Source organism: Pseudomonas sp. PDM01, from assembly GCF_014852325.1.
GTDB classification, from domain to species: Bacteria; Pseudomonadota; Gammaproteobacteria; order Pseudomonadales; family Pseudomonadaceae; genus Aquipseudomonas; species Aquipseudomonas migulae.
This window is the reverse complement of sequence record NZ_JACVBK010000003.1, coordinates 136,768-163,648: the sequence shown is the minus strand read 5'-3', so window position 1 is coordinate 163,648 and position 26,881 is coordinate 136,768. Positions and strand designations below refer to the sequence as shown.

Below are 26,881 nucleotides of genomic sequence, written 5' to 3'. Positions count from 1 at the left end.
AGCGTCTTTTTAACTGTAAACCCCCAGCGTCAAAAAAACCTGGAAAATTTTACCAGCGGCATTTAAATCAGCTTTGCGCTGTCGATAAAGGGCTTTAGATGGGCTCTCGTAGCCTGAAATTTCCCGTTTCATTACGCCTATGCCAAACTAACCCGCATATAGACAAGGTGAAAACTCTCTAATGGCCGATTGGCAGTCCCTCGATCCCGAGGCCGCTCGTGAAGCGGAAAAATATGAAAACCCTATTCCTAGCCGCGAACTGATCCTTCAGCACCTTGCTGATCGGGGTTCGCCTGCTAACCGCGAGCAACTGGTCGAAGAGTTTGGTCTGATCACAGAAGACCAGATCGAAGCCCTGCGCCGCCGCCTGCGCGCCATGGAGCGCGACGCTCAACTCATCTATACCCGTCGTGGCACGTATGCGCCGGTGGACAAGCTCGACCTGATCCTGGGCCGCATCAGCGGTCACCGTGACGGCTTCGGCTTCCTGGTCCCGGACGACGGCAGTGACGACCTGTTCATGAGCCCGGCGCAAATGCGTCTGGTGTTCGATGGCGACCGTGCCCTGGCCCGTGTTTCCGGTCTGGACCGTCGCGGTCGTCGCGAAGGCATGATCGTCGAAGTGGTGTCCCGCGCTCACGAAACCATCGTCGGCCGTTACTTCGAAGAGGGCGGTATCGGCTTCGTGGTGGCGGACAATCCGAAGATCCAGCAAGAAGTGCTGGTGACTCCGGGCCGCAATGCCAACGCCAAAGTCGGTCAGTTCGTCGAAGTGAAGATCACTCACTGGCCGACGCCACGCTTCCAGCCGCAAGGCGACGTGGTCGAAGTCGTGGGCAACTACATGGCGCCGGGCATGGAAATCGATGTCGCCCTGCGCACCTACGATATTCCGCACGTCTGGCCTGAAGCGGTCTTGAAAGAAGCCGCCAAGCTCAAGCCGGAAGTTGAAGAAAAAGACAAAGAGAAGCGCATCGACCTGCGCCATCTGCCGTTCGTGACCATCGACGGTGAAGATGCGCGCGACTTCGATGACGCGGTCTACTGCGAAGCCAAACCGGGCAAGCTGCGCCTGTTCTCCGGTGGCTGGAAGTTGTACGTGGCGATTGCCGACGTTTCCAGCTACGTGAAAATCGGTTCCGCGCTGGACAACGAATCCCAGGTTCGCGGCAACTCCGTTTACTTCCCGGAGCGCGTAGTGCCGATGCTGCCTGAGCAGCTGTCCAACGGCCTGTGCTCGCTGAATCCACATGTCGATCGTCTGGCCATGGTCTGCGAGATGACCATCTCCAAATCCGGTGAGATGACCGACTACTGCTTCTACGAAGCAGTGATTCACTCCCATGCCCGTCTGACCTATAACAAGGTCAGCACCATGCTGGAGACGCCGAAAGTTACCGAAGCACGCCAGCTTCGCGGCGAATACACCGACGTTCTGCCACACCTCAAACAGCTGTATTCGCTGTACAAGGTGCTGCTGGCGGCCCGTCATGTGCGTGGCGCGATCGATTTCGAAACGCAGGAAACCCGGATCATCTTCGGTTCCGAGCGCAAGATTGCCGAAATCCGTCCGACCGTGCGCAACGATGCACACAAGCTGATCGAGGAATGCATGCTGGCGGCCAACGTGGCCACTGCCGAATTCCTGAAGAAGCACGAAATTCCTGCGCTGTATCGCGTCCACGATGGTCCGCCACCGGAGCGTCTGGAAAAACTGCGCGCCTTCCTTGGCGAGCTCGGCCTGTCCCTGCACAAAGGCAAGGACGGCCCGTCGCCGAAGGATTACCAGGCCTTGCTGGCAAGCATCAAGGACCGTCCGGATTTCCACCTGATCCAGACCGTCATGCTGCGTTCGCTGAGTCAGGCGGTGTACAGCGCTGATAACCAGGGCCACTTCGGCCTGAATTACGAAGCCTATACCCACTTCACTTCGCCGATCCGCCGCTACCCGGACTTGCTCACGCATCGGGCGATCCGCAGCGTCATTCATTCGAAAATGGACACCCCGCACGTTCGCCGTGCCGGCGCGATGACCATTCCGAAGGCGCGCATCTATCCGTACGACGAAGCCGCGCTGGAGCAACTCGGCGAGCAGTGCTCGATGAGCGAGCGCCGTGCCGACGAAGCGACCCGCGACGTGGTGAACTGGCTCAAGTGCGAGTTCATGAAAGACCGCGTGGGCGAGTCGTTCCCGGGTGTGATCACCGCCGTGACCGGTTTCGGCCTGTTCGTCGAGCTGACCGATATCTACGTCGAAGGCCTGGTGCACGTCACCGCGCTGCCGGGCGATTACTACCACTTCGATCCTGTGCATCACCGCCTCGCCGGTGAGCGCACCGGTCGCAGCTTCCGCCTTGGCGACACCGTTGAAGTGCGCGTCATGCGCGTCGACCTCGACGAGCGCAAGATCGACTTCGAGATGGCTGAAAAAACCATCAGCGCACCGATCGGCCGCAAAAAGCGCGGGGCTGAAACCGCTGCACCTGCTGGCAAGACTGCAGCAGAGCCGGCGCCGGCGAAAACCGGTCGTCGTCCTGCCAAGGAAAAAGCAGTCGAAGCCTATCGCCCAAGCGATGCGGCAGCGAAAAATGCTGAGCTGCGCAAAAGCCGTGAAATGAAGCAGGCGTTGCTGTCTGAAGCGAAAAGCGGTGGTAAAGCGGCGTCTGGGGGAAAGACCGGGCGGTCGGCGCCTGACAAGGCTCCCGGCAGCAAACCGAGCAAACACCGTAAAGGCCCGCCGAAAGCGGGCTCGGCCCCAGCCAAAAGCGGCGGGGCGCGTAAACCTAAGGCCAAGTCATGAGTCAGTTGGAAAAAATCTACGGCGTGCATGCGGTAGAAGCATTGCTGCGTCACCACCCGAAACGCGTCAAGCAGATCTGGCTGGCGGAAGGCCGCAGTGATCCGCGGGTTCAGACGCTGATCGCGCTCGCGGCCGAAAACCGCGTGGCCGTCGGCAATGCCGAACGTCGTGAGCTGGATGCCTGGGTTGAAGGCGTGCACCAGGGCGTGGTGGCGGATGTGAGTCCGAGTCAGGTCTGGGGCGAGGCAATGCTCGACGAGCTGCTCGATCGCACCGATGGTGCGCCGCTGTTGCTGGTGCTCGACGGCGTGACCGATCCGCACAACCTCGGCGCTTGCCTGCGTTCGGCCGATGCGGCCGGTGCGCTGGCGGTGATCGTGCCGAAAGACAAGTCGGCCACGCTGACTCCAACGGTACGAAAAGTCGCCTGTGGCGCGGCGGAAGTGATTCCGTTGGTCGCCGTAACCAACCTGGCGCGCACCCTGGAAAAACTCAAACAGCGCGGCTTGTGGGTCGTCGGTACCGCGGGCGAAGCCGAGCAGAGCTTGTATCAGCAAGACATGACCGGGCCGACCATCCTGATCATGGGCGCGGAAGGCAGCGGCATGCGTCGCCTGACCCGCGATCTTTGCGACTACCTGGTGCACCTGCCGATGACCGGTAGCGTCAGCAGTCTCAACGTTTCCGTGGCGACCGGCGTCTGCCTGTTCGAGGCCCAGCGCCAGCGCAGCGTAAAAGCCGCCACCAAAAAATCCTGATACACCCCCTGTAGGAGCCAGCTTGCTGGCGATCCAGGCACCTCGGTCCATTTGAAAGACCGCGTCGCCTGGATCGCCGGCAAGCCGGCTCCTACAGGTATGGGGTTGTTGGTGGTTGTTCAAATAATCACCAATTGCCTTGCACCTCTTCTGTCCCTTCTCTACAATTGCGCCCCTTGCTATGACGGCAGGCACGCATGTGTCTATCGCAAGCAAGTCCATAAGTGTCATTCACTCCTTGTCTGACCGCTTTTGAGCGGCAGGCTACAACCCGTAAGGAGCATTCATGCGTCATTACGAAATCATCTTTTTGGTCCACCCGGATCAAAGCGAGCAAGTCGGCGGCATGGTTGAGCGTTACACCAAGCTGATCGAAGAAGACGGCGGCAAAATCCACCGTCTGGAAGATTGGGGCCGTCGTCAACTGGCCTACGCAATCAACAATGTTCACAAGGCTCACTACGTGATGCTGAACGTTGAGTGCACTGGCAAGGCCCTGGCCGAGCTGGAAGACAACTTCCGCTACAACGATGCAGTGATCCGTAACCTGGTCATCCGTCGCGAAGAAGCCGTTACCGGCCAATCCGAGATGCTCAAGGCTGAAGAAAACCGCAGTGAGCGCCGTGAGCGTCGCGACCGTCCTGAGCACTCCGACGCCGAAGGCGTTGATGGTGATGACAGCGACAACAGCGATAACGCTGACGAGTAATCCACGGACCTTTTGAGGAGCCTATTACATGGCACGTTTCTTCCGTCGTCGTAAATTCTGCCGCTTCACCGCTGAAGACGTGAAAGAGATCGATTACAAAGATCTCAACACTCTGAAAGCCTACGTATCCGAGACCGGCAAAATCGTTCCAAGCCGCATCACCGGTACCAAAGCTCGTTATCAGCGTCAGCTGGCCACCGCTATCAAGCGCGCCCGCTTCCTGGCCCTGCTGGCCTACACCGACAGCCACGGCCGCTGAGACCGGGCAGTCGACACGTAGCAAAGGATTGAATGCATGCGTGCCATAGCTGAGTTCATCATGCGCGGCCGTATGCAGGCCACTCTCGTAGTGGCCGGATGCGCAACATTGCCGTTGTTGTATTGGTTGGGTGCTGCCGCCGGATGCCTTGTGCTCCTGCGGCGCGGATTGAAGGACGCCCTTGGCGTACTTGCTCTGGGACTGCTGCCGGCGTTGATCTGGTGGCTTTACTCCGATGACCCACGGGCACTTCTGGTGCTGCTGGGGTCTTCGAGCCTTGCGTTGGTTTTGCGCGCAAGCGAGTCCTGGAACCGCGTGCTGCTGGTCAGCATAGCGATGGGAGTGGTGTTTGCAGTGGTGCTGGGGACAGTTTTTGCTCCCCAAATCGAGATGCTGGCGCAGGCCTTGATAAAGGTCATGCCGTCGCTACTCGGTGATGTCTACCAGAAGTTGTCGGTAGACGAGCAAGCGCATTTTGCGTCCCTGATTGCACCGGTCCTGACTGGCCTGATTGCGGCCTTGTTGCAAATCGTCAGTGTGCTGAGCCTGATTGTCGGGCGCTACTGGCAGGCGTTGTTGTACAACCCGGGTGGTTTTGGTCGCGAATTTCGCGCCATCCGATTCCCGCTGGGGCTGGCGATGTTACTGCTGGCGTTCATGCTTCTGGGGCCGAACATCGGCCCGCAGATGGCCATGTTGACGCCGTTGTGCAGTGTACCGCTGGTGTTCGCCGGGCTGGCCCTGATTCACGGGCTGGTGGCGCAAAAGCGACTGGCCAGATTCTGGCTGGTGGGGTTGTACGTCACGCTGTTGCTGTTCATGCAGCTGATCTATCCGTTGCTGGTGGTCCTGGCCATCGTCGACAGCCTGATTGATTTTCGCGGTCGTTCGACGCCGAAAGACGTCGATAGCGCGAACGGTGAAGGTTAAAAGTTAAGAGGATTTTCACATGCAACTGATCCTTCTGGAAAAAGTCACCAACCTGGGCAACCTGGGTGACAAAGTAAACGTTAAGGCTGGTTACGGTCGTAACTACCTGCTGCCTTACGGCAAAGCTACCGCCGCGACCCCAGCCAACCTGGCTGCGTTCGAAGAGCGTCGCGCTGAGCTGGAAAAAGCCGCAGCAGACCGTAAAACTTCGGCTGAAAGCCGTGCCGCCCAACTGGCTGAGCTGGAAGTGACTATCACTGCCACCGCTGGTGACGAAGGCAAGCTGTTCGGTTCGATCGGTACTCACGACATCGCTGATGCACTGACCGCCTCTGGCGTTGAAGTTGCAAAAAGCGAAGTTCGTCTGCCGAACGGCACCATCCGCAACGTAGGCGAATTCGACGTAGCCGTGCACCTGCACGCCGAAGTTGAAGCCACCGTACGCGTTGTCGTGGTAGCAGCTTAAGCAGCACTTGTCGGCTGGCACCCTCGGGTGCTTGCCGGTAACATCGGGCACGATCCTGTTTACAGGTCGTGCCCTTTGTCTTTCTGCAGTTCCTGATTTTCACAACTATTCAAGTGGCCATGAACGATATCTCCGCTCCCGAGCAATACGATCTGCAAACCGCTTCCCTGAAGGTGCCGCCGCATTCCATCGAGGCCGAACAGGCCGTGCTCGGTGGTCTGATGCTGGACAACAACGCCTGGGAGCGCGTGCTTGATCAAGTCTCCGACGGCGATTTCTATCGACATGACCACCGCCTGATTTTCCGCGCGATCGCCAAACTCGCCGACCAGAACTCCCCGATCGACGTCGTGACCCTTGCCGAGCAATTGGACAAGGAAGGTCAGACCTCGCAGGTCGGTGGCCTCGGTTACCTCGGTGAACTGGCGAAAAACACGCCGTCCGTCGCCAACATCAAGGCGTATGCGCAGATCGTTCGCGCGCGAGCGACGTTGCGGCAGTTGATCGGCATCGCCACCGAGATTGCCGACAGCGCCTTCAACCCGGAAGGTCGCACGGCTGAAGAGATTCTCGACGAAGCCGAGCGGCAGATCTTCCAGATCGCCGAGGCCCGGCCTAAAACCGGCGGCCCGGTGAGCGTGAATGACCTGCTGACCAAGGCCATCGACCGCATCGACACCTTGTTCAACACCGATAACGCCATCACTGGCTTGTCCACCGGTTACACCGACCTCGACGAGAAGACCAGCGGCCTGCAGCCGGCCGACTTGATCATCGTCGCTGGCCGTCCGTCGATGGGTAAAACCACCTTTGCGATGAACCTGGTGGAAAACGCCGTGTTGCGAAGTGACAAGTGCGTACTGGTTTACTCGCTCGAGATGCCAGGCGAATCGCTGATCATGCGTATGTTGTCGTCCCTCGGCCGTATCGACCAGACCAAGGTCCGTGCCGGTCGCCTGGACGACGACGATTGGCCGCGCCTGACATCGGCGGTCAACCTGCTCAACGACCGCAAGCTGTTCATCGACGATACGGCGGGTATCAGCCCGTCGGAAATGCGCGCGCGGACCCGGCGTCTGGTGCGTGAGCACGGCGACGTCGCCCTGATCATGATCGACTACCTGCAATTGATGCAGATTCCGGGTTCCGGTGGTGACAACCGGACCAACGAGATTTCCGAGATCTCGCGTTCCTTGAAGGCCCTGGCCAAGGAATTCAATTGCCCGGTGGTGGCGCTGTCCCAGCTCAACCGCTCCCTGGAGCAACGACCGAACAAACGGCCGATCAACTCCGACCTCCGGGAATCCGGAGCGATCGAGCAGGATGCCGACGTCATCATGTTCGTTTACCGGGATGAGGTTTATCACCCGGAAACCGAACACAAAGGCATCGCCGAAATCATTATCGGTAAACAGCGGAACGGCCCGATCGGCACGTCGCGACTGGCGTTCATCGGTAAGTACACCCGCTTCGAAAACCTGGCGCCGGGTAGCTACAACTTCGACGACGAGTAAATTATGTAGCGCCTGTCAGGGCCTCATTCGCGGGCAAGCCTCGCTCCTACAGGGGATCACATTCCTCTGTAGGAGCGAGGCTTGCCCGCGAATGAGGTCGCCACCAATTTCCGACCATAACCGTCGGAATTGGTCATTTTTTGTGCTATATTCCGCGCCCGCGATTTTTCATCTCAACACCGGTCATCGTCATGCAAACAGCCAAGCCGTTATTTGACTATCCCAAGTACTGGGCCGAATGCTTCGGTCCAGCGCCATTCCTGCCAATGAGCAGGGAGGAGATGGATCAGCTTGGCTGGGATTCATGCGACATCATCATCGTCACCGGTGATGCCTACGTTGACCATCCGTCGTTCGGCATGGCGATCATCGGCCGGCTGCTGGAGTCCCAGGGCTTCCGCGTCGGGATCATTGCCCAGCCGAACTGGCAGTCCAAAGACGATTTCATGAAGCTCGGCGAGCCGAACCTGTTCTTCGGTGTCGCGGCCGGCAACATGGACTCGATGATCAACCGCTATACCGCCGACAAGAAGATCCGCTCCGACGACGCCTACACCCCCGGTGGCCTGGCGGGCAAACGTCCGGATCGCGCGAGCCTGGTTTACAGCCAGCGCTGCAAGGAAGCCTACAAGAACGTGCCGATCGTACTCGGCGGTATTGAAGCGTCCCTGCGCCGCATCGCCCACTACGACTACTGGCAGGACCGGGTGCGCAACTCGATCCTGATCGACGCCTGCGCCGATATCCTGCTCTACGGCAACGCCGAGCGTGCGATTGTCGAAGTCGCCCAGCGCCTGTCCTACGGCCACAAGATCGAAGACATCACCGATGTGCGCGGCACTGCGTTCATCCGTCGCGATACGCCGAAAGACTGGTACGAAGTCGACTCCACGCGCATCGACCGTCCGGGCAAGATCGACAAGATCATTAACCCGTACGTGAACACCCAGGACACCCAGGCCTGCGCCATCGAGCAGGAAAAGGGGCCGGTTGAAGACCCGAGCGAAGCCAAAGTCGTACAGATTCTGGCCAGCTCGAAAATGACCCGCGACAAGACGGTGATCCGTCTGCCGTCGGTCGAGAAGGTCCGTGGCGATGCGGTGCTTTACGCTCACGCCAACCGCGTGCTTCACCTGGAAACCAACCCGGGCAACGCCCGCGCGCTGGTGCAGAAGCACGGCGAAGTCGACGTCTGGTTCAACCCGCCGCCGATTCCGATGACCACCGAAGAAATGGACTACGTGTTCGGCATGCCTTACGCACGTATTCCACACCCGGCGTACGGCAAGGAAAAAATCCCTGCCTACGACATGATCCGCTTCTCGGTGAACATCATGCGTGGCTGCTTCGGCGGCTGCACCTTCTGCTCGATCACCGAGCACGAAGGCCGGATCATCCAGAACCGTTCCGAAGAGTCGATCATTCGCGAAATCGAAGAGATCCGCGACAAGGTGCCAGGTTTCACCGGCGTCATTTCCGACCTCGGCGGCCCGACCGCGAACATGTACCGCATCGCGTGCAAGAGCCCGGAAATCGAATCCGCGTGCCGCAAGCCATCGTGCGTGTTCCCAGGCATCTGCCCGAACCTGAACACCGACCACTCGTCGCTGATCCAGTTGTATCGCAGCGCCCGTGCGTTGCCGGGTGTGAAGAAGATTTTGATCGCGTCCGGTCTGCGCTATGACCTCGCGGTCGAGTCGCCGGAATACGTCAAGGAGCTGGTGACCCACCACGTTGGTGGTTACCTGAAGATCGCCCCGGAACACACCGAGGAAGGTCCGCTCAATCAGATGATGAAACCGGGCATCGGCAGCTATGACAAGTTCAAGCGCATGTTCGAGAAGTACTCCAAGGAAGCCGGGAAAGAGCAGTACCTGATTCCGTACTTCATTGCCGCTCACCCGGGCACGACCGACGAAGACATGATGAACCTGGCCCTGTGGCTCAAGGGCAACGGCTTCCGTGCCGACCAGGTGCAGGCGTTCTACCCGTCGCCGATGGCCACCGCCACCGCGATGTACCACTCGGGCAAGAACCCGCTGCGCAAGGTCACTTACAAGAGCGACGCCGTGACCATCGTCAAGAGCGAAGAGCAGCGTCGTCTGCACAAGGCGTTCTTGCGTTACCACGACCCGAAAGGCTGGCCGATGCTGCGTGAAGCGCTGACCCGCATGGGCCGCGCCGACCTGATCGGGCCGGGCAAGAACCAGTTGATCCCGCTGCATCAGCCAGCGAGCGACAGCTACCAGAGCGCCCGTCGCAAGAACTCGACGCCGGCCGGCAGTCACAAGGTCGCGGGTGAGAAGACCACCAAGATCCTGACCCAGCACACCGGTCTGCCACCACGTGCCAGCGATGGCGGTAACCCGTGGGACAAGCGTGAACAGGCCAAGGCAGCGGCATTCGCCCGCAACCAGCAGGCGGCCAAGGAACGCAAGGATGCAGCCAAAGGCAAAGGGCCGAAGCCCGCGCGCAAGCCGGTTGTGCCGCGCTAAACCGCACTTGAGCTGAACAGAACGCCAACCTTCGGGTTGGCGTTTTTGTGTGCGGCAACCAAGCGGGCGTTTTCAGAGTCAGATAATGGGTTGTAGCGACTGGCCTCATCGCGAGCAGGCTCGCTCCCACAGGTTTTTCTTTGGATGCAGAATTTGTGAACGACAGAGATCATTGTGGGAGCGAGCCTGCTCGCGATGAGGCCACTACAGCCGCAGCCAATTCCAGCTGACAGCCCACTGGTCGCCACATTTGCGTGCAACGCCCCCAAAGCAATTTCCTGCATCGCCCGATTTTGGTGCTGTACTGCCTCAAGCAACCGGAGAAAGCGCCAGCGCCACTGGATGGCATAAGTCTTGCGCGCTTTCGATAACGCTTAAGGCTCGCAGGAGGCACGCCGTGTCGATTCATGTCGCATTGCACCACGTCACGCATTACCGCTACGACCGCGCTGTCGAGCTCGGTCCGCAGATAGTTCGCCTGCGCCCGGCCGCCCACAGCCGTACGCGGATACTGTCGTATGCGCTGAAAGTCTCGCCCGAGCAGCACTTCATTAACTGGCAGCAGGACCCCCAAGGTAATTACCTGGCGCGTCTGGTGTTCCCGGAGAAAACCGAGGAACTGCGGATCGAGGTCGATCTGCTGGCGGAAATGGCGGTGTTCAATCCATTCGACTTCTTCCTAGAACCCTACGCGGAAAAAATCCCGTTTGCCTACGCCGCGGACGAGCGCAAGGAACTGGCGCCGTACCTGGAAACCCTGCCGCTGACGCCTAAATTCAAGGCCTATCTGGACGGCATCGACCGCACGCCGCTGCCCAGCGTGGATTTCCTCGTCGCGCTCAATCAGCGCCTGAGCGAGGACATCGGTTACCTGATCCGCATGGAGCCGGGCGTGCAAACGCCCGAACACACCCTCGAACATGCCTCCGGTTCCTGTCGCGACTCGGCGTGGCTGCTGGTGCAGCTGCTGCGCAACCTGGGCCTGGCGGCGCGTTTTGTCTCCGGCTACCTGATTCAACTGACCGCCGACGTCAAAAGCCTCGACGGCCCGTCGGGCACCGACGTGGATTTCACCGATTTGCACGCCTGGTGCGAGGTCTATTTGCCCGGTGCCGGCTGGATCGGCCTGGACGCGACCTCAGGCCTGTTTGCCGGTGAAGGACACATTCCGTTGGCGTGTAGTCCCGATCCGGGCTCTGCGGCACCGATCAGTGGCCTGGTGGAGCCGTGCGAGTGCGAATTCACCCACGAAATGTCCGTTGAGCGGATTTGGGAGGCGCCGCGCGTCACCAAGCCCTACACCGAAGATCAATGGCTGGCGATCCAGGCGTTGGGCCGGCAGATCGATGCCGACCTGCTGGAAGGCGACGTACGCCTGACCATGGGCGGCGAGCCGACCTTCGTCTCCATCGACGATCCGGACGGCGCCGAGTGGAACACCGCCGCGCTGGGGCCAGACAAGCGGCGTTTGTCCGCCGAGCTGTTCCAGCGAATGCGCAAACATTACGCACCCAAAGGACTGGTGCATTTCGGTCAAGGCAAGTGGTACCCCGGCGAGCAACTGCCGCGCTGGTCGCTGAATTGCTACTGGCGCCGCGATGGCGTGCCGATCTGGCACAACAGCGCGCTGATTGCCGATGAGCAAGAAGACTACGGTGCCGATGGCGAACTGGCCGGGCGTTTTCTGGCGAGTGTCGCCGAACGCCTGAAAATTCCGACACGCTTTGTGTTCCCGGCTTACGAAGACAATTTCTATTACCTCTGGCGCGAGGGCGCTTTGCCGCAGAACGTCAGCGCCGAAGATTCGCGTCTGGAAGAACCCTTGGAGCGTGCGCGACTACGCAAAGTCTTCAGTCAGGGGTTGGATAAAGTGATCGGCCAGGTGCTGCCATTGGCGCGCACCGCCAAGGGCGATCAGTGGCAAAGCGGTCGCTGGTACCTGCGCGACGAGCACTGCCGGTTGGTGCCGGGCGATTCGCCACTGGGTTATCGCTTGCCGCTGGGCTCGCAGCCGTGGGTGAAAGCCGCCGAGTATCCGTTCATCTACCCCAACGATCCCAATCAGGAATTCCCGACGCTCCCGGATACTCAGCAGTTGAGCCGCCCCGTCGCCGCGGCCGAAGCGGTCGAGCGTGATCTGGAAATCGACGAATCCGCCGATTGGCTGACGCGCACCGCGTTCTGCGCCGAGGCGCGGGAGGGGCGGTTGTACTTGTTCATGCCGCCGCTGGAGCGGGTCGAGGATTATCTGGAGCTGGTCACTGCAATCGAGGCCACGGCTGAGGAGCTGCATTGTCCGGTGCTGCTGGAAGGCTATGAACCGCCAAGCGATCCGCGTCTGAGCAACTTCCGCATTACCCCGGACCCAGGCGTGATCGAGGTCAACGTGCAGCCGTCCGCCACCTGGGATGAACTGGTCGAGCGCACCGAGTTTCTCTACGAAGAAGCGCGCCAGACGCGGCTGACCACTGAAAAATTCATGATCGACGGCCGACACACCGGCACCGGCGGCGGTAACCATTTCGTACTGGGCGGTGCGACACCGGCTGACTCACCGTTCTTGCGCCGTCCCGATTTGCTGCGCAGCCTGATCAGTTACTGGCATAACCACCCGTCGTTGTCCTACCTGTTTTCCGGATTGTTCATCGGCCCGACGTCTCAGGCGCCGCGCGTCGATGAAGCGCGCAATGATGCGTTGTACGAGCTGGAAATCGCCTTCGCCCAGATGCCTTCACCCGGCGAAGAATGCGCACCGTGGCTGGTCGACCGGCTGCTGCGCAACCTGTTGATAGACGTGACGGGTAACACTCATCGCGCCGAATTCTGCATCGACAAGCTTTATTCGCCCGATGGCGCAACGGGGCGCCTTGGCTTGCTGGAGTTGCGCGCTTTTGAAATGCCGCCCCACGCGCGCATGAGCCTGGCGCAGCAGTTGTTGCTGCGAGCGCTGGTTGCGCGGTTCTGGCGCGAGCCTTATGCGCCGCCGAAACTGGCGCGCTGGGGCACGGAATTGCACGACCGGTTCCTGTTGCCACACTTTATCGAGCAGGATTTCGCTGATGTGATCGTCGACCTCAATGCCGCGGGTTATCCGGTGCGGGCCGAGTGGTTTGCCGCGCATCTGGAGTTTCGCTTTCCCAAGGTCGGCGATTACGCCGTCAGCGGCATCGAACTGGAAGTGCGTCAGGCGCTGGAGCCTTGGCATGTACTGGGCGAGGAGGGCGCGGTCGGCGGCACGGTGCGCTACGTGGATTCATCCCTGGAGCGCTTGCAGGTGAAACTCACCGGCCTGGCACCGCAGCGCTATTTGCTGACCTGCAACGGCGTTCCGGTGCCTTTGCAGCCGACCGGCCGGGTTGGCGAGTTCGTCGCAGGCGTGCGCTTTCGTGCCTGGCAGCCGGCCAACTGTCTGCAACCGACGATCCCGGTCCATGCGCCGCTGGTGTTCGACCTGCTCGACACTTGGATGCAGCGTTCGCTGGGGGGGTGTCAGTACCACGTCGCCCATCCGGGCGGGCGCAACTATGACAGCTTGCCGGTGAACGCCAATGAAGCCGAGAGTCGGAGGATGGCGCGTTTCTTCCGCATCGGACACAGCCCGGGGAAACTTCCTATACCGATTCTGGAAATAAACGACGAGCTGCCGATGACTCTCGATTTGCGACGTTTCTAAACCGTACGCGACGCTCGGATTTTTCGTATATCCGGGCGTCATGAGCGTGCGTTAGTCTGACCGTTCCTTGCTGTCTGCCGAGCTTTCCATGCCTGACCTGCTTGACCGCTACCCGCTGACGGCGGGCACTTATCACGAACTGCTCGACGACAGTGGCGCCGTACGCCCGCACTGGCGCCGGTTGTTCGACCAGTTGCAACGCAGCACGCCCGCGCAGCTGGTGCAGCGTCAGGCACTGCTGACCCGGCAGATCCAGGAAAACGGCGTGACCTACAACGTCTATGCCGATCCCAAGGGCGCGGACCGGCCGTGGGAGCTGGACTTGCTGCCGCACGTGATCGCTGCGGATGAATGGGAGCACTTGTCGGCCGGGATCGCCCAGCGGGCTCGACTGTTGAATGCTGTGCTGGCGGACTTGTACGGCCCACAACGGTTGATCGCTGAAGGCTTGTTGCCGGCTGAGCTGGTATTCGGCCACAACAACTTCCTCTGGCCCTGTCAGGGCATCTCGCCGCCCGACGGGGCCTTTCTGCATCTGTATGCCGTGGATCTGGCGCGCACGCCCGACGGTCGCTGGTGGGTGACCGCGGATCGGACCCAGGCACCGTCCGGCGCCGGTTACGCCCTGGAAAACCGCACGATCGTGTCCCGGGCCTTCCCCGAGTTGTACCGTGATTTGAAGGTGCAGCATCTGGCTGGGTTCTTCCGCACGCTTCAGGAAACCCTGGCCCGTCAGGCGCCAAGCGACGATGAAGTGCCGTTGGTGGTGCTGCTGACACCGGGGCGTTTTAACGAAAGCTATTTCGAGCACCTGTATCTGGCGCGGCAACTCGGTTATCCGTTGGTGGAGGGCGGCGACCTCACGGTGCGCGATGCCACGGTTTACCTGAAAACCTTGAGCGGCCTGCGTCGGGTCCACGCGATCATGCGCCGGCTCGACGACGACTTCTGTGATCCGCTGGAGCTGCGCACCGACTCGGCGCTCGGTGTGCCGGGCCTGCTCGAAGCCGTGCGACAAGGGCGGGTGCTGGTGGCCAACGCGCTGGGCAGCGGCGTGCTGGAATCACCAGGGTTGCTGGGCTTCCTGCCGAAGATCAATCAATTCCTGTTCGGCGAAGAGTTGATCCTGCCCTCTATCGCCACGTGGTGGTGCGGCGAAGCGCCGGTGCTGGCCCAGGCGCTGGAAAAACTGCCGGAATTGCTGATCAAACCAGCGTTCCCCTCACAGAGCTTCGCGCCGGTGTTTGGCCGCGATTTGAGTGAAAAACAGCGTCTGGCGCTTTCCGAGCGCATGCAGGCACGACCTTATGCCTATGTGGCGCAAGAACTTGCACAGTTGTCCCAGGCGCCGATCTGGCAGGCCGAGGGTGGCCAGTTGCAACCCCGGGCCATCGGCATGCGCGTGTACGCGGTGGCGAGTCGTGACGGGTACCGGGTTCTGCCCGGCGGTTTGACCCGGGTGGCCGCCGAGGCCGACGCTGAAGTGGTGTCGATGCAACGCGGCGGTGCGAGCAAGGACACTTGGGTGCTGGGGGATCGACCACCCAGCGGCGAACAATGGAAAGCCCAGCGCAACATTGGCGTGCACGACCTGGTGCGACGCGATCCGTATTTGCCGTCGCGGGTGGTGGAAAACCTGTTCTGGTTCGGCCGTTACTGCGAGCGCTGCGATGACAGTGCTCGGTTGCTGCGGATCATGCTGGCGCGCTACGTCGATGGCGATGACCCGCAAGCGCTGGAGGCCGCGGTCGATCTGGGTGAGCGGCTAATGTTGCTGCCCGAAGAAGGCGAGCTGCCTGAACGGTTGTTGGCGGCGCTGCTCGGTGACGACTGGCCGTTCAGCCTGCGTTCCAACCTGCAGCGCTTGCAGTGGGCGGCGTCGCAAGTGCGCGGAAAGCTCTCGCGGGAAAACTGGCAGGCGCTGGTGGAGTTGCAGCGTGAGGCCGTCGAACTGGAAACCGAAGAACCGGATTTCGGCGAGTTGCTGGATTTTCTCAACCGTCTGGTGATGTCGCTGGCGGCACTGTCGGGTTTTGCACTGGACGACATGACCCGGGACGAAGGCTGGCGCTTCCTGATGATCGGTCGACGGATCGAGCGCCTGCAATTTCTCAGCGGCAGCCTCGCGGCGTTTCTGCGCGGTAGCGGCGCCTTTGATCAGGCCGGGCTGGAGTGGCTGCTGGAGCTGGGTAACAGCAGCATCACCTACCGCTCGCGGTATCTGGCGGTGGCGCAATTGATTCCGGTGCTGGACCTGTTGCTGCTCGACGAACAAAACCCGCATGCGGTGCTGTTCCAGTTGAAGCTGGTGACCCGCACGCTTAAACGTTTGAACGATGATTTTGGTGTGCCGCGCGAAGCTGGTCTGCCGTTTCTGGTGGAGCGTCTGGCGCGCTTTGATCTTGGGTGTCTGGAGAATTCGCTGTTCGGTGAAGCCAGCGTACGCGCCGCCATCAATGGCCTGGCCGACCTGCTGCAAGAGATCGCCGATGCGAGCGGGCAGGTGTCGGATCGTTTGGCATTGCGCCATTTCGCCCACGTCGATGATGTCAGCCAACGCACGGTGTCCGTCTGATGAGCGCTCATTACCAGATTTTCCATGACACCCATTATCACTACGACAGCCCGGTGTCCCTCGCTCAGCAGTTGGCGCATCTGTGGCCGCGCTCGTGCGCCTGGCAGCGTTGTACTGCGCAACAATTGCAGATCAGCCCGGACCCGACGGCGCGCCGCGACGAACTGGATGTATTCGGCAACCCACTGACCCGGCTGGCGTTCGAGCGGCCTCACGATGAGTTACTGGTTAATGCCAGTCTTACCGTCGAAGTGCTGGCCCGGCCAACGCTGGATTTCAATCAATCGCCGGCCTGGGAAGAAACCCGCAACGCACTGACCTACAGCAGCCAGCCGCTTTCGTCCGACGTGCTCGAAGCGTGTCGTTACCGGTTTGAATCGCCCTATGTGCATTTGAAGCGCAACTTCGTCGAATTCTCGGAAAGTTGTTTTCCTGCGGGGCGGCCGCTGTTGCTCGGCGTCCAGGCGTTGATGGAAAAAATCTTCAGCGAATTCACCTTCGACGCCGAGGCCACTCAAGTGGCAACGCCTCTGGTGGAAGTGCTGGAGCGCCGTCGCGGGGTGTGCCAGGACTTCGCTCACCTGATGCTCGCGTGCGTGCGGTCCCGTGGGTTGGCGGCGCGTTACATCAGCGGCTACCTGCTGACTCAGCCGCCACCGGGCCAGCCGCGGCTGATCGGTGCCGATGCATCGCACGCCTGGGTTTCAGTGTTTTGCCCGGTGTTGGGTTGGGTGGATTTCGATCCGACCAACAATGTGCAACCGGCACTCGAACACATCACCCTGGCCTGGGGCCGGGATTTCTCCGATGTATCGCCGTTGCGTGGGGTGATTCTGGGGGGCGGAAATCACGATCCGGAAGTCCGGGTCACCGTGATGCCACTGGAGTAACCCAGAACCCCATGTGGGAGCGGCGGTGCGACGATTCGACTTGCTCGCGAAAGCAGTCTGTCAGCCACAAAGATGTTGGATGTGCCGCCGCTTTCGCGAGCAAGTCGAATCGTCGCACCGCCGCTCCCACGTGGAATTGTGTAAGGACTTTCGGATGGGGGGGATTTCGGAAGGGATTGTGAGGGTCAGCAACATCGCTGCTGACCCTGGACACAGATCCGGTGGGCCTGATCAGATCATCGGGCCCTGAGGGTCTCAGGCGTCGGGCGCCTGATCTTTCGGTGCTTCAACATCACTTTCTGCGGTCACTTCACCGTCTGCTTCCGGGTTCAGTGCGGCGGCGTCTTCTTCAGCTGAAGCTTTCTTGCGCTGAAGCTTTTCCTCTTTCTTCTGCTCCTTGGCCAAGTCTCTCTGACGTTTGGCGAAGGAATAATTAGGTTTAGCCATGGGCGATCCTCTGGGGTCGAAGGTGAGGTTGAGCGGCGCATATTCTGCCCTGTATCGGTGCCTAGCCGTTAGCTGGGTTTTTGCTCGGCCCATTTTGGCAGTACCGAGGGCTGCCAGGCGTCCAGTGCATCGAGCAGGGTGTGCGGCGATTCGCTCACTTGCAGCATGTCACGGTGTGCTTCGCGAACGAAGCCTTCGCCGACGATATGATCAAGAAAACCGGTCAACTTGCTGTAGAAACCGTTCACTTCCAGCAGTCCCAGCGGTTTGCCGTGGTAGCCGAGCTGGCCCCAGGTCCAGACTTCGAACAGTTCTTCCAGAGTGCCCAGGCCACCGGGCAGCGCGATAAAAGCGTCGCTGAGCTCAGCCATCCGCGCCTTGCGCGCATGCATGCCGTCGACCACTTCCAGGCGCGTGAGGCCGCTGTGACCGATTTCCTTGTCTTTGAGGCTTTGCGGGATGATCCCGATCACTTCACCGCCGGCCGCCAGTGCGGCGTCGGCGACGATCCCCATCAGCCCGACGGCACCGCCGCCATAGACCAGGGTCAGCTTGCGCTCGGCCAATGCTCGCCCGAGGGCGACAGCCGCTTCACGATAAGCCGGGTTGGTGCCGGTGCTGGCACCGCAAAATACACAAACGGACGCTAAAGACATGCCTTACTCCATGGTCAGGATGGCCACAGAGTAAAGGCAGAGGCGCTATGCTCCAAGGTCTAAACTTCACGCCGGGACGTTTCACAGGTGCCACTGGCGCCACAGGCGTAAGCGGCGAGCAAACTGCACAACAGGCTATTGATGGACATGACAGACGCTCCGTATAAGTGATGACGACCTGATGATAGGGCCGCCCTAGACGTCTGGCTGGTAGATTGTTTCGATAGGTGTCATAGCCCGAAAGTTGTATACAATTTTTGATTCAGGTCATAGGAACTTGCGAAGTTTTCAGGCAGTCTTCTGTCCATTCGCACTTTTGTTAACCCTGCCTTGGAGATTCACCATGTTTGCCAAACTTGTTGCGGTATCCCTGCTGACACTGGCCAGCAGTCAATTGATGGCTGCCGAGTGCAAGACGACCATCGATTCCACCGACCAAATGGCCTTCAACACCAAGGCCATCGAAATCGACAAAAGCTGCAAGACCTTCACCGTTGAACTGACCCACTCCGGCAACCTGCCGAAAAACGTCATGGGCCACAACTGGGTGCTGAGCAAAGAAGCGGACATGCAGCCGATCGCTACCGATGGCCTGTCTGCCGGCATCGACAAGAACTACCTGAAAGAAGGTGATGCGCGCATTATCGCTCACACCAAAATCATCGGCTCCAAGGAAACCGACTCGGTGACCTTCGATGTGTCCAAGCTTGATGCTGCCGAGAAATACGGCTTCTTCTGCTCGTTCCCGGGCCACATTTCGATGATGAAAGGCACGGTTACGCTGAAGTAAGCGAATCGCGCGCATAAAAAAAGCGTCCACTTGGGACGCTTTTTTTGTGCCCGGCGTTTGACCGTGTAATCGTTATTCGCGGGCAAGCCTAGCTCCTACAGGGGCGGTGTCGAAACCCTGTAGGAGCGAGGCTTGCCCGCGAAGGCGTCGGATCAGGCACCACCTAAATCAAGGGGCGAAAGGCATCACCCGCTTGTGATGGGTCTTCCTGTACGTATCGCAAATGATCTTGAACGCTTCCTCGCGCACCGGCTGCCCATGCAGGAACGCGTCGATCTCGGCATACGTCACGCCATGGGACGCTTCATCCGGTTTACCCGGCGACAGGTCTTCAAGGTCCGCCGTCGGGACTTTTTCCACCAGCGATTCCGGCGCGCCGAAACTGCGGGCAATCGCCCGGACCTGATTTTTCACCAGACCGCTCAACGGGGCCAGGTCGCAGGCGCCGTCGCCGAATTTGGTGAAGAAACCCATCACAGCTTCCGCTGCATGATCGGTGCCGATCACCAGGCCATGGGCCGCGCCGGCGATGGTGTACTGGGCGACCATGCGCATCCGCGCCTTGGTGTTGCCAAGGACGAAATCCACCGAGACCGCGTGCTTGCCTTCGAACGCTGCCACTTCATTGGCCAGGGATTTGACCGCCGGGCCGATGTTCACGGTGTGACGCTCGTCTGGCTTGATGAAATCCACCGACGCCTGGGCGTCGTGTTCATCGAACTGGGTTTCGTACGGCAGGCGCACGGCGATGAACTTGTAGTTGTCATCACCGGTGCGGGTGCGCAGTTCACACATGGCGCGCTGGGCCAGCAGGCCGGCGGTCAGGGAATCGACGCCGCCGCTGATCCCGAGCACCAGGGTCTTGAGCCCGGAATTGACCAGGCAATCCTGGATGAAACTGATGCGCCGCGCGATTTCAGCCTCGAGGGCGGCCTCGTCGGCGAATGGCGGTTGAACCTTGAGCTGCTCAGCAATCTCACGCTGTACGGCTTGCATGAATTCACTCCTTGCTTGGTGTGCTGGAAAGGGCGGCAGGAACTTTGAAAACGTGTCGCAAATAGGCAACGAAATTCGGGTCTTTACAGTGAGTCTTGCCAGGCTCGTCGGAGATCTTTGCCACCGGCTGGCCGTTGCAGGCCGCCATTTTAAGCACGATGCTCATCGGTTCGACACCCGGAATATCGCACGTCAGGTTGGTACCGATGCCGAAGCTGACATTGATCCGACCGCGCAATGCGCGAAATATTTCCAGCGCCTTGGGCAGCGTCAGGCTGTCGGAGAACGTCAGCGTCTTGCTCATCGGGTCGATACCCAGCTTTTGATAGTGGGCGATCGCCTTTTCCGCCCAGATCACCGGATCACCGGAGTCATGTCGCAGACCGTCAAAGAGCTTGGCGAAAAACAAGTCGAAGTCGTTGAGGAAGGCATCCATGGTGATGCAGTCAGTCAAGGCGATCCCCAACAGGCCGCGGTACTCGCGGACCCAGCAATCGAGGGCGGCGGCCTGGCTGTCGATCAGCCGCGGGCCCAGTTGCTGGTGGGCCATGATCCACTCGTGGGCCATGGTGCCCAGCGGTTTCATGTCCAGCTCTCGCGAAAGGTGCACGTTGCTGGTGCCGACGAAGCGCCCGGGGAAATCGTGCTTGAGCACGTTCACCACTTCTTCCTGCACACGGTAAGAGAAGCGACGGCGAGTACCGAAATCGGCTACTTGCAATTCGGACAATTCGTCGCTGCCGGCATTCGCGGTCAGCCAGTCGAACTTGCGATAGAGCTGCTCACGCGCCTGCACCAGCACGATCTCCCGGTAGCGATAGCGGTTGCGCACTTCGCTGACGATGGACAGCAGCGGCACTTCGAACAGGATCACATGCAGCCACGGTCCGCGCAGGCGGATGAACAGTTCGCCGTTTTCGATGCCGGTGTGGACGTAGCGCAGATTGAAGCGGAACAACCCGAGAAAACGCAGGAAATCCGGCTTCATGAAGCTGATGCGCTCCATGAAGCTCAACTGGTCGGCGCTCAGGCTCAGCTCGGCCAGGCGCTCGATCTGAAAGCGGATTTCCGCCAGGTACGGGCGCAAATCCTCACTATTACGGCAACGAAACTCCCATTCGACTTCTACGTTCGGGTAGTTGTGCAGCACCGCCTGCATCATCGTCAGTTTGTAGAAGTCGGTGTCGAGCAGGTTCTGCACGATGCGATCGGCAAACACACTCTCGCTCATAACGGGATTCTCCAGGCTGGCCGCGGCCCGTGGCGGCGACGTTGCAGCTGTTTCAATGATGGGGGCTAGTGGCGCATATCAGCGCGGGGTATTGCCAGTGTTTTTTTGTGAGGGTTGTGCCGCTGCCGATGGCCTCTTCGCCGGCAAGCCCGGCTCCTACAGGACCTTTGTCTGGCCCGAAACCTGTAGGAGCACGGCTTGCCGGCGAAGGCGTCCTCAAGGCATTACAGGGCTGTCGATCTGCTCCAGCATCCACTTCACAAAATCCCGCACCTTCGGCACTTCCGCCGAATGCTCCGGGTACGCCAGGTAATAGGCGTCGGAACTGGGCATTGCATGCTGCCAGGGAATGACCAGTTTGCCGTCGGCCAATTCCTCTTCCACCAGAAACCGCGGCAACAACGCCACGCCGCAGCCGACCTGTGCGGCACGGATGCACATATAAAAGGTTTCGAAGCGCGGGCCGTGGTAGCTGTGTTCGGTGTGGTAACCCTGGCTGTCGAACCAGTCGTGCCAGGCCTGCGGCCGGGAGGCGTTTTGCAGCAGGACCAGGTCGGTAAGTTGCGTCGGATCGGTGAACGGCGTGGCCGGCAGGCTACTCGGTGCACACACCGGAACAAGCTCTTCGCCGAACAGTTTCAGGCATTCGGTGCGGGGCCGTGAGCCCTGGCCGAAATAGAACGCCAGATCGCTGCGACCTTGCAGCAGGTCATCGGCTTCCTGCTCGCTGCACAGGTCCAGATGAATCGACGGATGGCGCAGTCGCCAACCCTTCAAACGGGGGACCAGCCAGCGGGCGCCGAACGTCGGCGGGGTCGAGACGCGCAGGACTTCGGTCTCTCCGCCGTAGGAGCGCAGGTAATGGGTCGACATCTCGACTTGCGTGAGGATTTTTCGTACCTCAACCAGATACAAATCACCGGCCGGGGTCATTTGCAGGCGTCGGCGCACCCGCCGGAACAACAGGTGCTGCAACAATTCTTCGAGTTGCGCGACCTGTTTGCTGACGGCGCTCTGGGTCAGGTTCAGCTCTTCGGCGGCCCGCGTGAAGCTCAAATGCCGGGTCACGGCCTCGAAACACTGCAGCGCGGTGATCGACGGCAGGTAGCGTTTATTCAGCATGGGTTGTCCTTTTTTCTTGTTTCTTGCTGACCAGCAATTCGCAGCATGAATAAACGGAATGATATCTCTCTTAAAGGTCGTTTGTTGGGTAACCTCCGGCGAGCTAAAACTACAGGTCTGATCAGCCGTGATATTCCGGCTGCACGTTTTCTGTTTTAGCTCGAGGAGTGACCCATGGTTGCCGCATTGCTTGATCGTCTTGGTGTGAACCCGGCCCTGTACCAGAACGGCAAAGTGCCGGTGCATTCGCCGATCGATGGCAGCAAGATCGCCTCTGTGAACTGGGAAGGCGCCGCTGAAGTCGAGCAGCACATCAGTCGCGCAGATCATGCGTTCGAATTGTGGCGCAAGGTCCCGGCCCCGCGCCGTGGCGAATTGGTGCGTCAACTGGGCGACATTCTGCGCGAATACAAGGCCGACCTCGGCGAGCTGGTGTCCTGGGAAGCGGGCAAGATTACTCAGGAAGGCCTGGGTGAAGTTCAGGAGATGATCGACATCTGCGACTTCGCCGTCGGTCTGTCCCGTCAACTGTACGGCTTGACCATCGCCTCCGAGCGTCCAGGCCACCACATGCGCGAAACCTGGCACCCGCTGGGCGTCGTGGGCGTGATCAGTGCGTTCAACTTCCCGGTCGCGGTCTGGGCCTGGAACACCACGCTGGCGCTGGTCTGCGGCAACCCGGTGATCTGGAAACCGTCGGAGAAAACCCCGTTGACCGCACTGGCCTGCCAGGCGCTGTTCGACCGCGTACTGAAAAACTTCAGCGATGCACCTGCGCACCTGAGCCAGGTGATCATTGGCGGTCGCGATGCTGGCGAAGCACTGGTCGATGACCCGCGTGTCGCGCTGATCAGCGCCACCGGCAGCACCCGCATGGGCCGCGAAGTGGCACCGAAAATTGCTGCACGTTTCGCCCGCAGCATTCTCGAACTGGGTGGCAACAACGCCATGATCCTCGGCCCAAGCGCAGACCTGGACATGGCCGTTCGCGCCATCCTGTTCAGCGCCGTCGGCACTGCCGGTCAGCGTTGCACCACCTTGCGTCGCCTGATCGCTCACGAATCGGTGAAAGAAGAAATCGTCACCCGCCTGAAAGCCGCGTACTCGAAAGTGCGTATCGGCAACCCGCTGGAAGGCAACCTGATCGGCCCGCTGATCGACAAACACAGCTTCGACAACATGCAGGATGCGCTGGAGCAGGCCTTGAGCGAGGGCGGCCGGGTCTTCGGCGGCAAGCGTCAGCTGGAAGACAAATACCCGAACGCTTACTACGTCTCGCCGGCCATTGTTGAAATGCCGGAGCAGAGCGACGTGGTCTGCCACGAAACCTTCGCGCCGATTCTTTATGTGATCGGCTACAAAGACTTCGACGAAGCCCTGCGTTTGAACAATGCCGTGCCACAAGGCCTGTCCTCGTGCATCTTCACCACTGACGTGCGTGAAGCCGAGCAATTCATGTCCGCAGTGGGCAGCGACTGCGGCATCGCCAACGTCAACATCGGCCCGAGCGGCGCGGAAATCGGCGGCGCGTTTGGTGGCGAGAAAGAAACCGGCGGTGGTCGTGAGTCGGGCTCCGATGCCTGGCGCGGGTACATGCGCCGCCAGACCAACACCGTGAACTACTCGCTGGAGTTGCCGTTGGCGCAGGGGATTACGTTCGACTGATGGGCCCCTTCGCGGGCAAGCCTCGCTCCTACACAGGATCACTCAACACCTGTAGGAGCGAGGCTTGCCCGCGAAGCTTTTGCTTTGTTGTTTGTTAGGTTTCTGTTGGAGTCTGGCAATGCCGTTACGCGAAGAGTGTCTGTGGGAAAAACTGACGCCACAAAGGCCCGACAATGCTGCGCTCAAGGGCGAAGTAACGGTCGATGTCTGCGTCATCGGTGCCGGGTTCACCGGTCTGTCGGCGGCAGTGCATCTGCTGGAGCAAGGCAAGACGGTGTGTGTGCTGGAAGCTCATCGTGCCGGTCATGGCGGTTCTGGACGCAATGTCGGGCTGGTCAACGCCGGCATGTGGATTCCACCGGACGAGATCGAAGCCGGGTTCGGCGAAGCGGTGGGCAGTCAGCTCAATCGCATGCTGGGTGCCGCGCCGTCCCTGGTGTTCAGCCTGGTCGACAAATACAACATCGATTGCCAGTTACGCCGCGAAGGCACGTTGCACATGGCGCACAACGCCCGTGGCGAAGCGGATTTGCGCAGTCGTGAAGAACAATGGAAACGTCGCGGCGCCCCGGTGGAACTGCTGACCGGTCAAGCCTGCGAACAAGCAACCGGCACCAAAAAGATCGCCGCCGCGTTGCTCGACAAGCGTGCCGGCACGATCAACCCGATGGCTTACACCACGGGGCTGGCCAAGGCGGCCATCGGCCTTGGTGGTCGGCTGTTCGATCATTCTCCCGTGACCAGGCTCGAACGTCAGGGCCAGCGCTGGTCGGTGCAAACGGCGCAGGGTTCGGTGCTTGCCGAGCAAGTCGTCATTGCGTCCAACGCTTACACCGAAGGTGACTGGACGGAACTGCGGCGCAATTTCTTCCCCGGTTATTACTATCAAGTGGCCTCGGTGCCGCTGACTGACGACGCCGCGCAGCAAATTCTCCCGGGTGGCCAGGGCTCGTGGGACACCCGGCAGGTGCTCAGCAGTATTCGTCGCGACAAAGACGGTCGCCTGTTGCTCGGCAGTCTGGGTAATGGCAATCAGAAGCCGACCTGGTTCCTCAAGGCCTGGGCCGACCGGGTTCAGCAGCACTATTTTCCGTACCTCAAACAGGTGGAATGGGAGTGCACCTGGACCGGTTGCATCGCGTTCACGCCCGATCATTTGATGCGCCTGTTCGAACCGGCGCCCGGTTTAGTGGCAGTCACCGGTTACAACGGTCGGGGCGTGACCACGGGGACGGTGGTCGGCAAAGCCTTTGCCGATTATTTGTGTAACGGAAATCCTCAGGCGCTGCCGATTCCCTTCGCACCCATGCAGCCACTGGCGGGGGTGGGGCTGCGTAGCTGTCTATATGAGGCCGGATTTTCGCTGTATCACGCGGGCCAGTGCCTGCGGATCGTGATTTGATTGTTGAAATTTGTTGCTGGAAGCGGCGCTTTTCGGCGCAGCGGCTAGCCTGTAAAAGGTGCGGGTTGTAGCAGTACCGCACCAGCAGTGTGCACTTCGGTGACGCACGTTGTTACAGGCTGGTTGCACGTCGTTTGGCGCCGCGGTTGCAATGATGGCGCGCGTGGGTTGCGCCTTAAAAAATAAATGGTTTCACCTTCCGCGGTTTAGACGGTTGCACGCCCAATGAAAATGGGCTCGAAACAGTCGAAATAACAATAAAGCAGCGACTTTTTTCAGAATAAAAAACCGATGGCACGGCCCTTGCTCTGAGCATTCAGTGAAGTCGCAGTGCCAACTAAAAAAAAACCTTGGAGCACCACCTCATGTCCCAGACGTTTTACAAGAAAGGCTTTCTGGCCCTCGCAGTGGCAGCTGCGCTGGGTGTTTCTGCGTTTGCACAGGCTGACGTAAAAATCGGTGTTGCGGGTCCTATGACAGGCGCCAACGCAGCATTTGGCGAGCAGTACATGAAGGGTGCACAGGCAGCAGCCGACGCAATCAACGCGTCGGGCGGCGTCAACGGGGAAAAAATCGTACTGGTCAAGGGCGATGACGCCTGCGAACCGAAACAGGCTGTGACGGTCGCCAAGGACCTGACCAACCAGAAAGTGGCAGGCGTGGTTGGTCACTTCTGCTCCTCGTCGACCATCCCGGCCTCCGAGATCTACGACGAAGCAGGCATCATCGCAATCACTCCGGGTTCCACCAACCCACAGGTGACCGAGCGTGGTCTGAGCGCCATGTTCCGTATGTGCGGTCGTGACGACCAGCAGGGCATCGTTGCCGGCGACTACATCGTCGACGTGCTCAAGGGCAAGAAAGTCGTGGTTCTGCACGACAAAGACACCTACGGCCAAGGTCTGGCCGACGCCACCAAGGCTCAACTGGCCAAGCGCGGCGTAACGCCGGTTCTGTACGAAGGCCTGACCCGCGGCGAGAAAGACTTCAGCGCCGTGGTAACCAAGATCCGTGCAGCCGGTGCCGATGTCGTCTATTTCGGCGGCCTGCACCCGGAAGCCGGTCCACTGGTTCGCCAACTGCGTGAACAAGGCCTCAAGGACGTCAAATTCATGTCCGATGACGGCATCGTTACTGACGAACTCGTGACCACCGCCGGTGGCCCGCAGAACGTTGATGGCGTGTACATGACCTTCGGTGCCGACCCACGCCTGCTGCCAGACAGCAAAACCGTGGTAGACACCTTCCGCAAAGCCGGCACCGAGCCAGAAGGCTACACCCTGTACGCCTACGCTTCGGTTCAGACCCTGGCGGCTGCTTTCAACGGTGCCAAGTCCAACAGCGGCGAAAAAGCGGCTGAGTGGCTGAAGAAAAACCCGGTTAAAACCGTGATGGGCGAGAAGACCTGGGACGCCAAGGGCGACCTGAAAGTCTCCGACTACGTGGTTTATCAGTGGGACAAGGATGGCAAATACCACCAACTGGAAAAACAGAAGTGATATG

Annotated in this window: 20 protein-coding genes; 15 read left to right on the top strand and 5 right to left on the bottom strand. The window is 60.1% G+C overall.

Annotated features, from left to right (window positions below):
• The first annotated feature begins 181 nt into the window (after window positions 1–181).
• From rnr to IB246_RS08665, 11 genes are all read left to right on the top strand, one after another.
• Window positions 182–2,800 (top strand): ribonuclease R, encoded by a 2,619-nt coding sequence (gene rnr, locus IB246_RS08715; RefSeq protein ID WP_008043129.1) that lies wholly within the window; start codon window positions 182–184, stop codon window positions 2,798–2,800.
• A complete protein-coding gene (gene rlmB / locus IB246_RS08710; RefSeq protein ID WP_008043131.1) occupies window positions 2,797–3,558 on the top strand; it encodes a 23S rRNA (guanosine(2251)-2'-O)-methyltransferase RlmB in 762 nt (253 codons plus the stop codon). Before rnr ends, rlmB begins: the two co-directional genes overlap by 4 nt.
• A 286-nt stretch (window positions 3,559–3,844) precedes the next feature.
• Window positions 3,845–4,267, top strand: a complete 423-nt coding sequence (gene rpsF / locus IB246_RS08705; protein WP_008035342.1) for a 30S ribosomal protein S6 — start codon at window positions 3,845–3,847, stop codon at window positions 4,265–4,267.
• 28 nt (window positions 4,268–4,295) lie between these two features.
• Window positions 4,296–4,526 (top strand): 30S ribosomal protein S18, encoded by a 231-nt coding sequence (gene rpsR / locus IB246_RS08700; protein ID WP_002551829.1) that lies wholly within the window; start codon window positions 4,296–4,298, stop codon window positions 4,524–4,526.
• 36 nt (window positions 4,527–4,562) lie between these two features.
• Window positions 4,563–5,456, top strand: coding sequence for a hypothetical protein (locus tag IB246_RS08695; protein ID WP_008035345.1), 894 nt, complete (start codon window positions 4,563–4,565; stop codon window positions 5,454–5,456).
• A 19-nt stretch (window positions 5,457–5,475) separates the two neighbouring features.
• Window positions 5,476–5,922 carry a 50S ribosomal protein L9 gene (gene rplI, locus IB246_RS08690; RefSeq protein WP_008035347.1) on the top strand — a complete coding sequence of 149 codons (447 nt, stop codon included), beginning with the start codon at window positions 5,476–5,478 and terminating at the stop codon, window positions 5,920–5,922.
• 119 nt (window positions 5,923–6,041) lie between these two features.
• A complete protein-coding gene (gene dnaB, locus IB246_RS08685; RefSeq protein WP_008035349.1) occupies window positions 6,042–7,436 on the top strand; it encodes a replicative DNA helicase in 1,395 nt (464 codons plus the stop codon).
• 191 nt (window positions 7,437–7,627) lie between these two features.
• A complete protein-coding gene (locus tag IB246_RS08680) occupies window positions 7,628–9,931 on the top strand; it encodes a YgiQ family radical SAM protein (RefSeq protein WP_008043135.1) in 2,304 nt (767 codons plus the stop codon).
• A 397-nt stretch (window positions 9,932–10,328) separates the two neighbouring features.
• On the top strand, window positions 10,329–13,604 hold the full coding sequence (locus tag IB246_RS08675; protein WP_008043137.1) for a DUF2126 domain-containing protein: 3,276 nt from the start codon (window positions 10,329–10,331) through the stop codon (window positions 13,602–13,604).
• A gap of 88 nt (window positions 13,605–13,692) precedes the next feature.
• Window positions 13,693–16,179: a circularly permuted type 2 ATP-grasp protein gene (locus IB246_RS08670; protein ID WP_008043140.1), complete on the top strand. Its 2,487-nt coding sequence runs from the start codon at window positions 13,693–13,695 to the stop codon at window positions 16,177–16,179.
• Entirely contained in the window at window positions 16,179–17,069 is an 891-nt protein-coding gene (locus IB246_RS08665) for a transglutaminase family protein (RefSeq protein ID WP_008035361.1), read from the top strand. The genes IB246_RS08670 and IB246_RS08665 overlap by 1 nt, the downstream gene beginning before the upstream one ends.
• 255 nt (window positions 17,070–17,324) lie before the next feature.
• On the opposite strand, the gene IB246_RS08660 is transcribed toward IB246_RS08665, so the two are convergent.
• A complete protein-coding gene (locus IB246_RS08660) occupies window positions 17,325–17,516 on the bottom strand; it encodes a hypothetical protein (protein ID WP_008035362.1) in 192 nt (63 codons plus the stop codon).
• Window positions 17,517–17,584: 68 nt separating this feature from the next.
• A complete protein-coding gene (locus tag IB246_RS08655) occupies window positions 17,585–18,172 on the bottom strand; it encodes a TIGR00730 family Rossman fold protein (protein ID WP_008035363.1) in 588 nt (195 codons plus the stop codon).
• A gap of 343 nt (window positions 18,173–18,515) precedes the next feature.
• Between IB246_RS08655 and azu the strand changes: the two genes are divergently transcribed.
• Entirely contained in the window at window positions 18,516–18,962 is a 447-nt protein-coding gene (gene azu / locus IB246_RS08650) for an azurin (protein ID WP_008035372.1), read from the top strand.
• Between the two features lie 168 nt (window positions 18,963–19,130).
• Here azu and nadE read toward each other — a convergent pair whose 3' ends face one another.
• From nadE to IB246_RS08635, 3 genes are all read right to left on the bottom strand, one after another.
• Complete coding sequence (nadE, locus tag IB246_RS08645) at window positions 19,131–19,958, bottom strand: ammonia-dependent NAD(+) synthetase (protein ID WP_008043144.1); 828 nt, start codon at window positions 19,956–19,958, stop codon at window positions 19,131–19,133.
• Between the two features lie 4 nt (window positions 19,959–19,962).
• The gene (pncB, locus tag IB246_RS08640) at window positions 19,963–21,189 is read right to left on the bottom strand and encodes a nicotinate phosphoribosyltransferase (RefSeq protein WP_008043148.1); all 1,227 of its coding nucleotides are present in this window, start codon (window positions 21,187–21,189) and stop codon (window positions 19,963–19,965) included.
• Window positions 21,190–21,405: 216 nt separating this feature from the next.
• Window positions 21,406–22,311, bottom strand: coding sequence for a LysR family transcriptional regulator (locus tag IB246_RS08635; RefSeq protein ID WP_008043152.1), 906 nt, complete (start codon window positions 22,309–22,311; stop codon window positions 21,406–21,408).
• Window positions 22,312–22,485: 174 nt separating this feature from the next.
• Here IB246_RS08635 and IB246_RS08630 point away from each other — a divergent pair, with 174 nt between their 5' ends.
• The 3 genes from IB246_RS08630 (at window position 22,486) to IB246_RS08620 (ending at window position 26,877) form a co-directional block, all read left to right on the top strand.
• Window positions 22,486–23,976 (top strand): aldehyde dehydrogenase family protein, encoded by a 1,491-nt coding sequence (locus IB246_RS08630; protein ID WP_008043154.1) that lies wholly within the window; start codon window positions 22,486–22,488, stop codon window positions 23,974–23,976.
• A gap of 118 nt (window positions 23,977–24,094) precedes the next feature.
• On the top strand, window positions 24,095–25,378 hold the full coding sequence (locus IB246_RS08625) for an NAD(P)/FAD-dependent oxidoreductase (protein ID WP_008035381.1): 1,284 nt from the start codon (window positions 24,095–24,097) through the stop codon (window positions 25,376–25,378).
• Window positions 25,379–25,743: 365 nt separating this feature from the next.
• On the top strand, window positions 25,744–26,877 hold the full coding sequence (locus tag IB246_RS08620; protein ID WP_008035383.1) for a branched-chain amino acid ABC transporter substrate-binding protein: 1,134 nt from the start codon (window positions 25,744–25,746) through the stop codon (window positions 26,875–26,877).
• The last annotated feature ends 4 nt before the right edge of the window (window positions 26,878–26,881 follow it).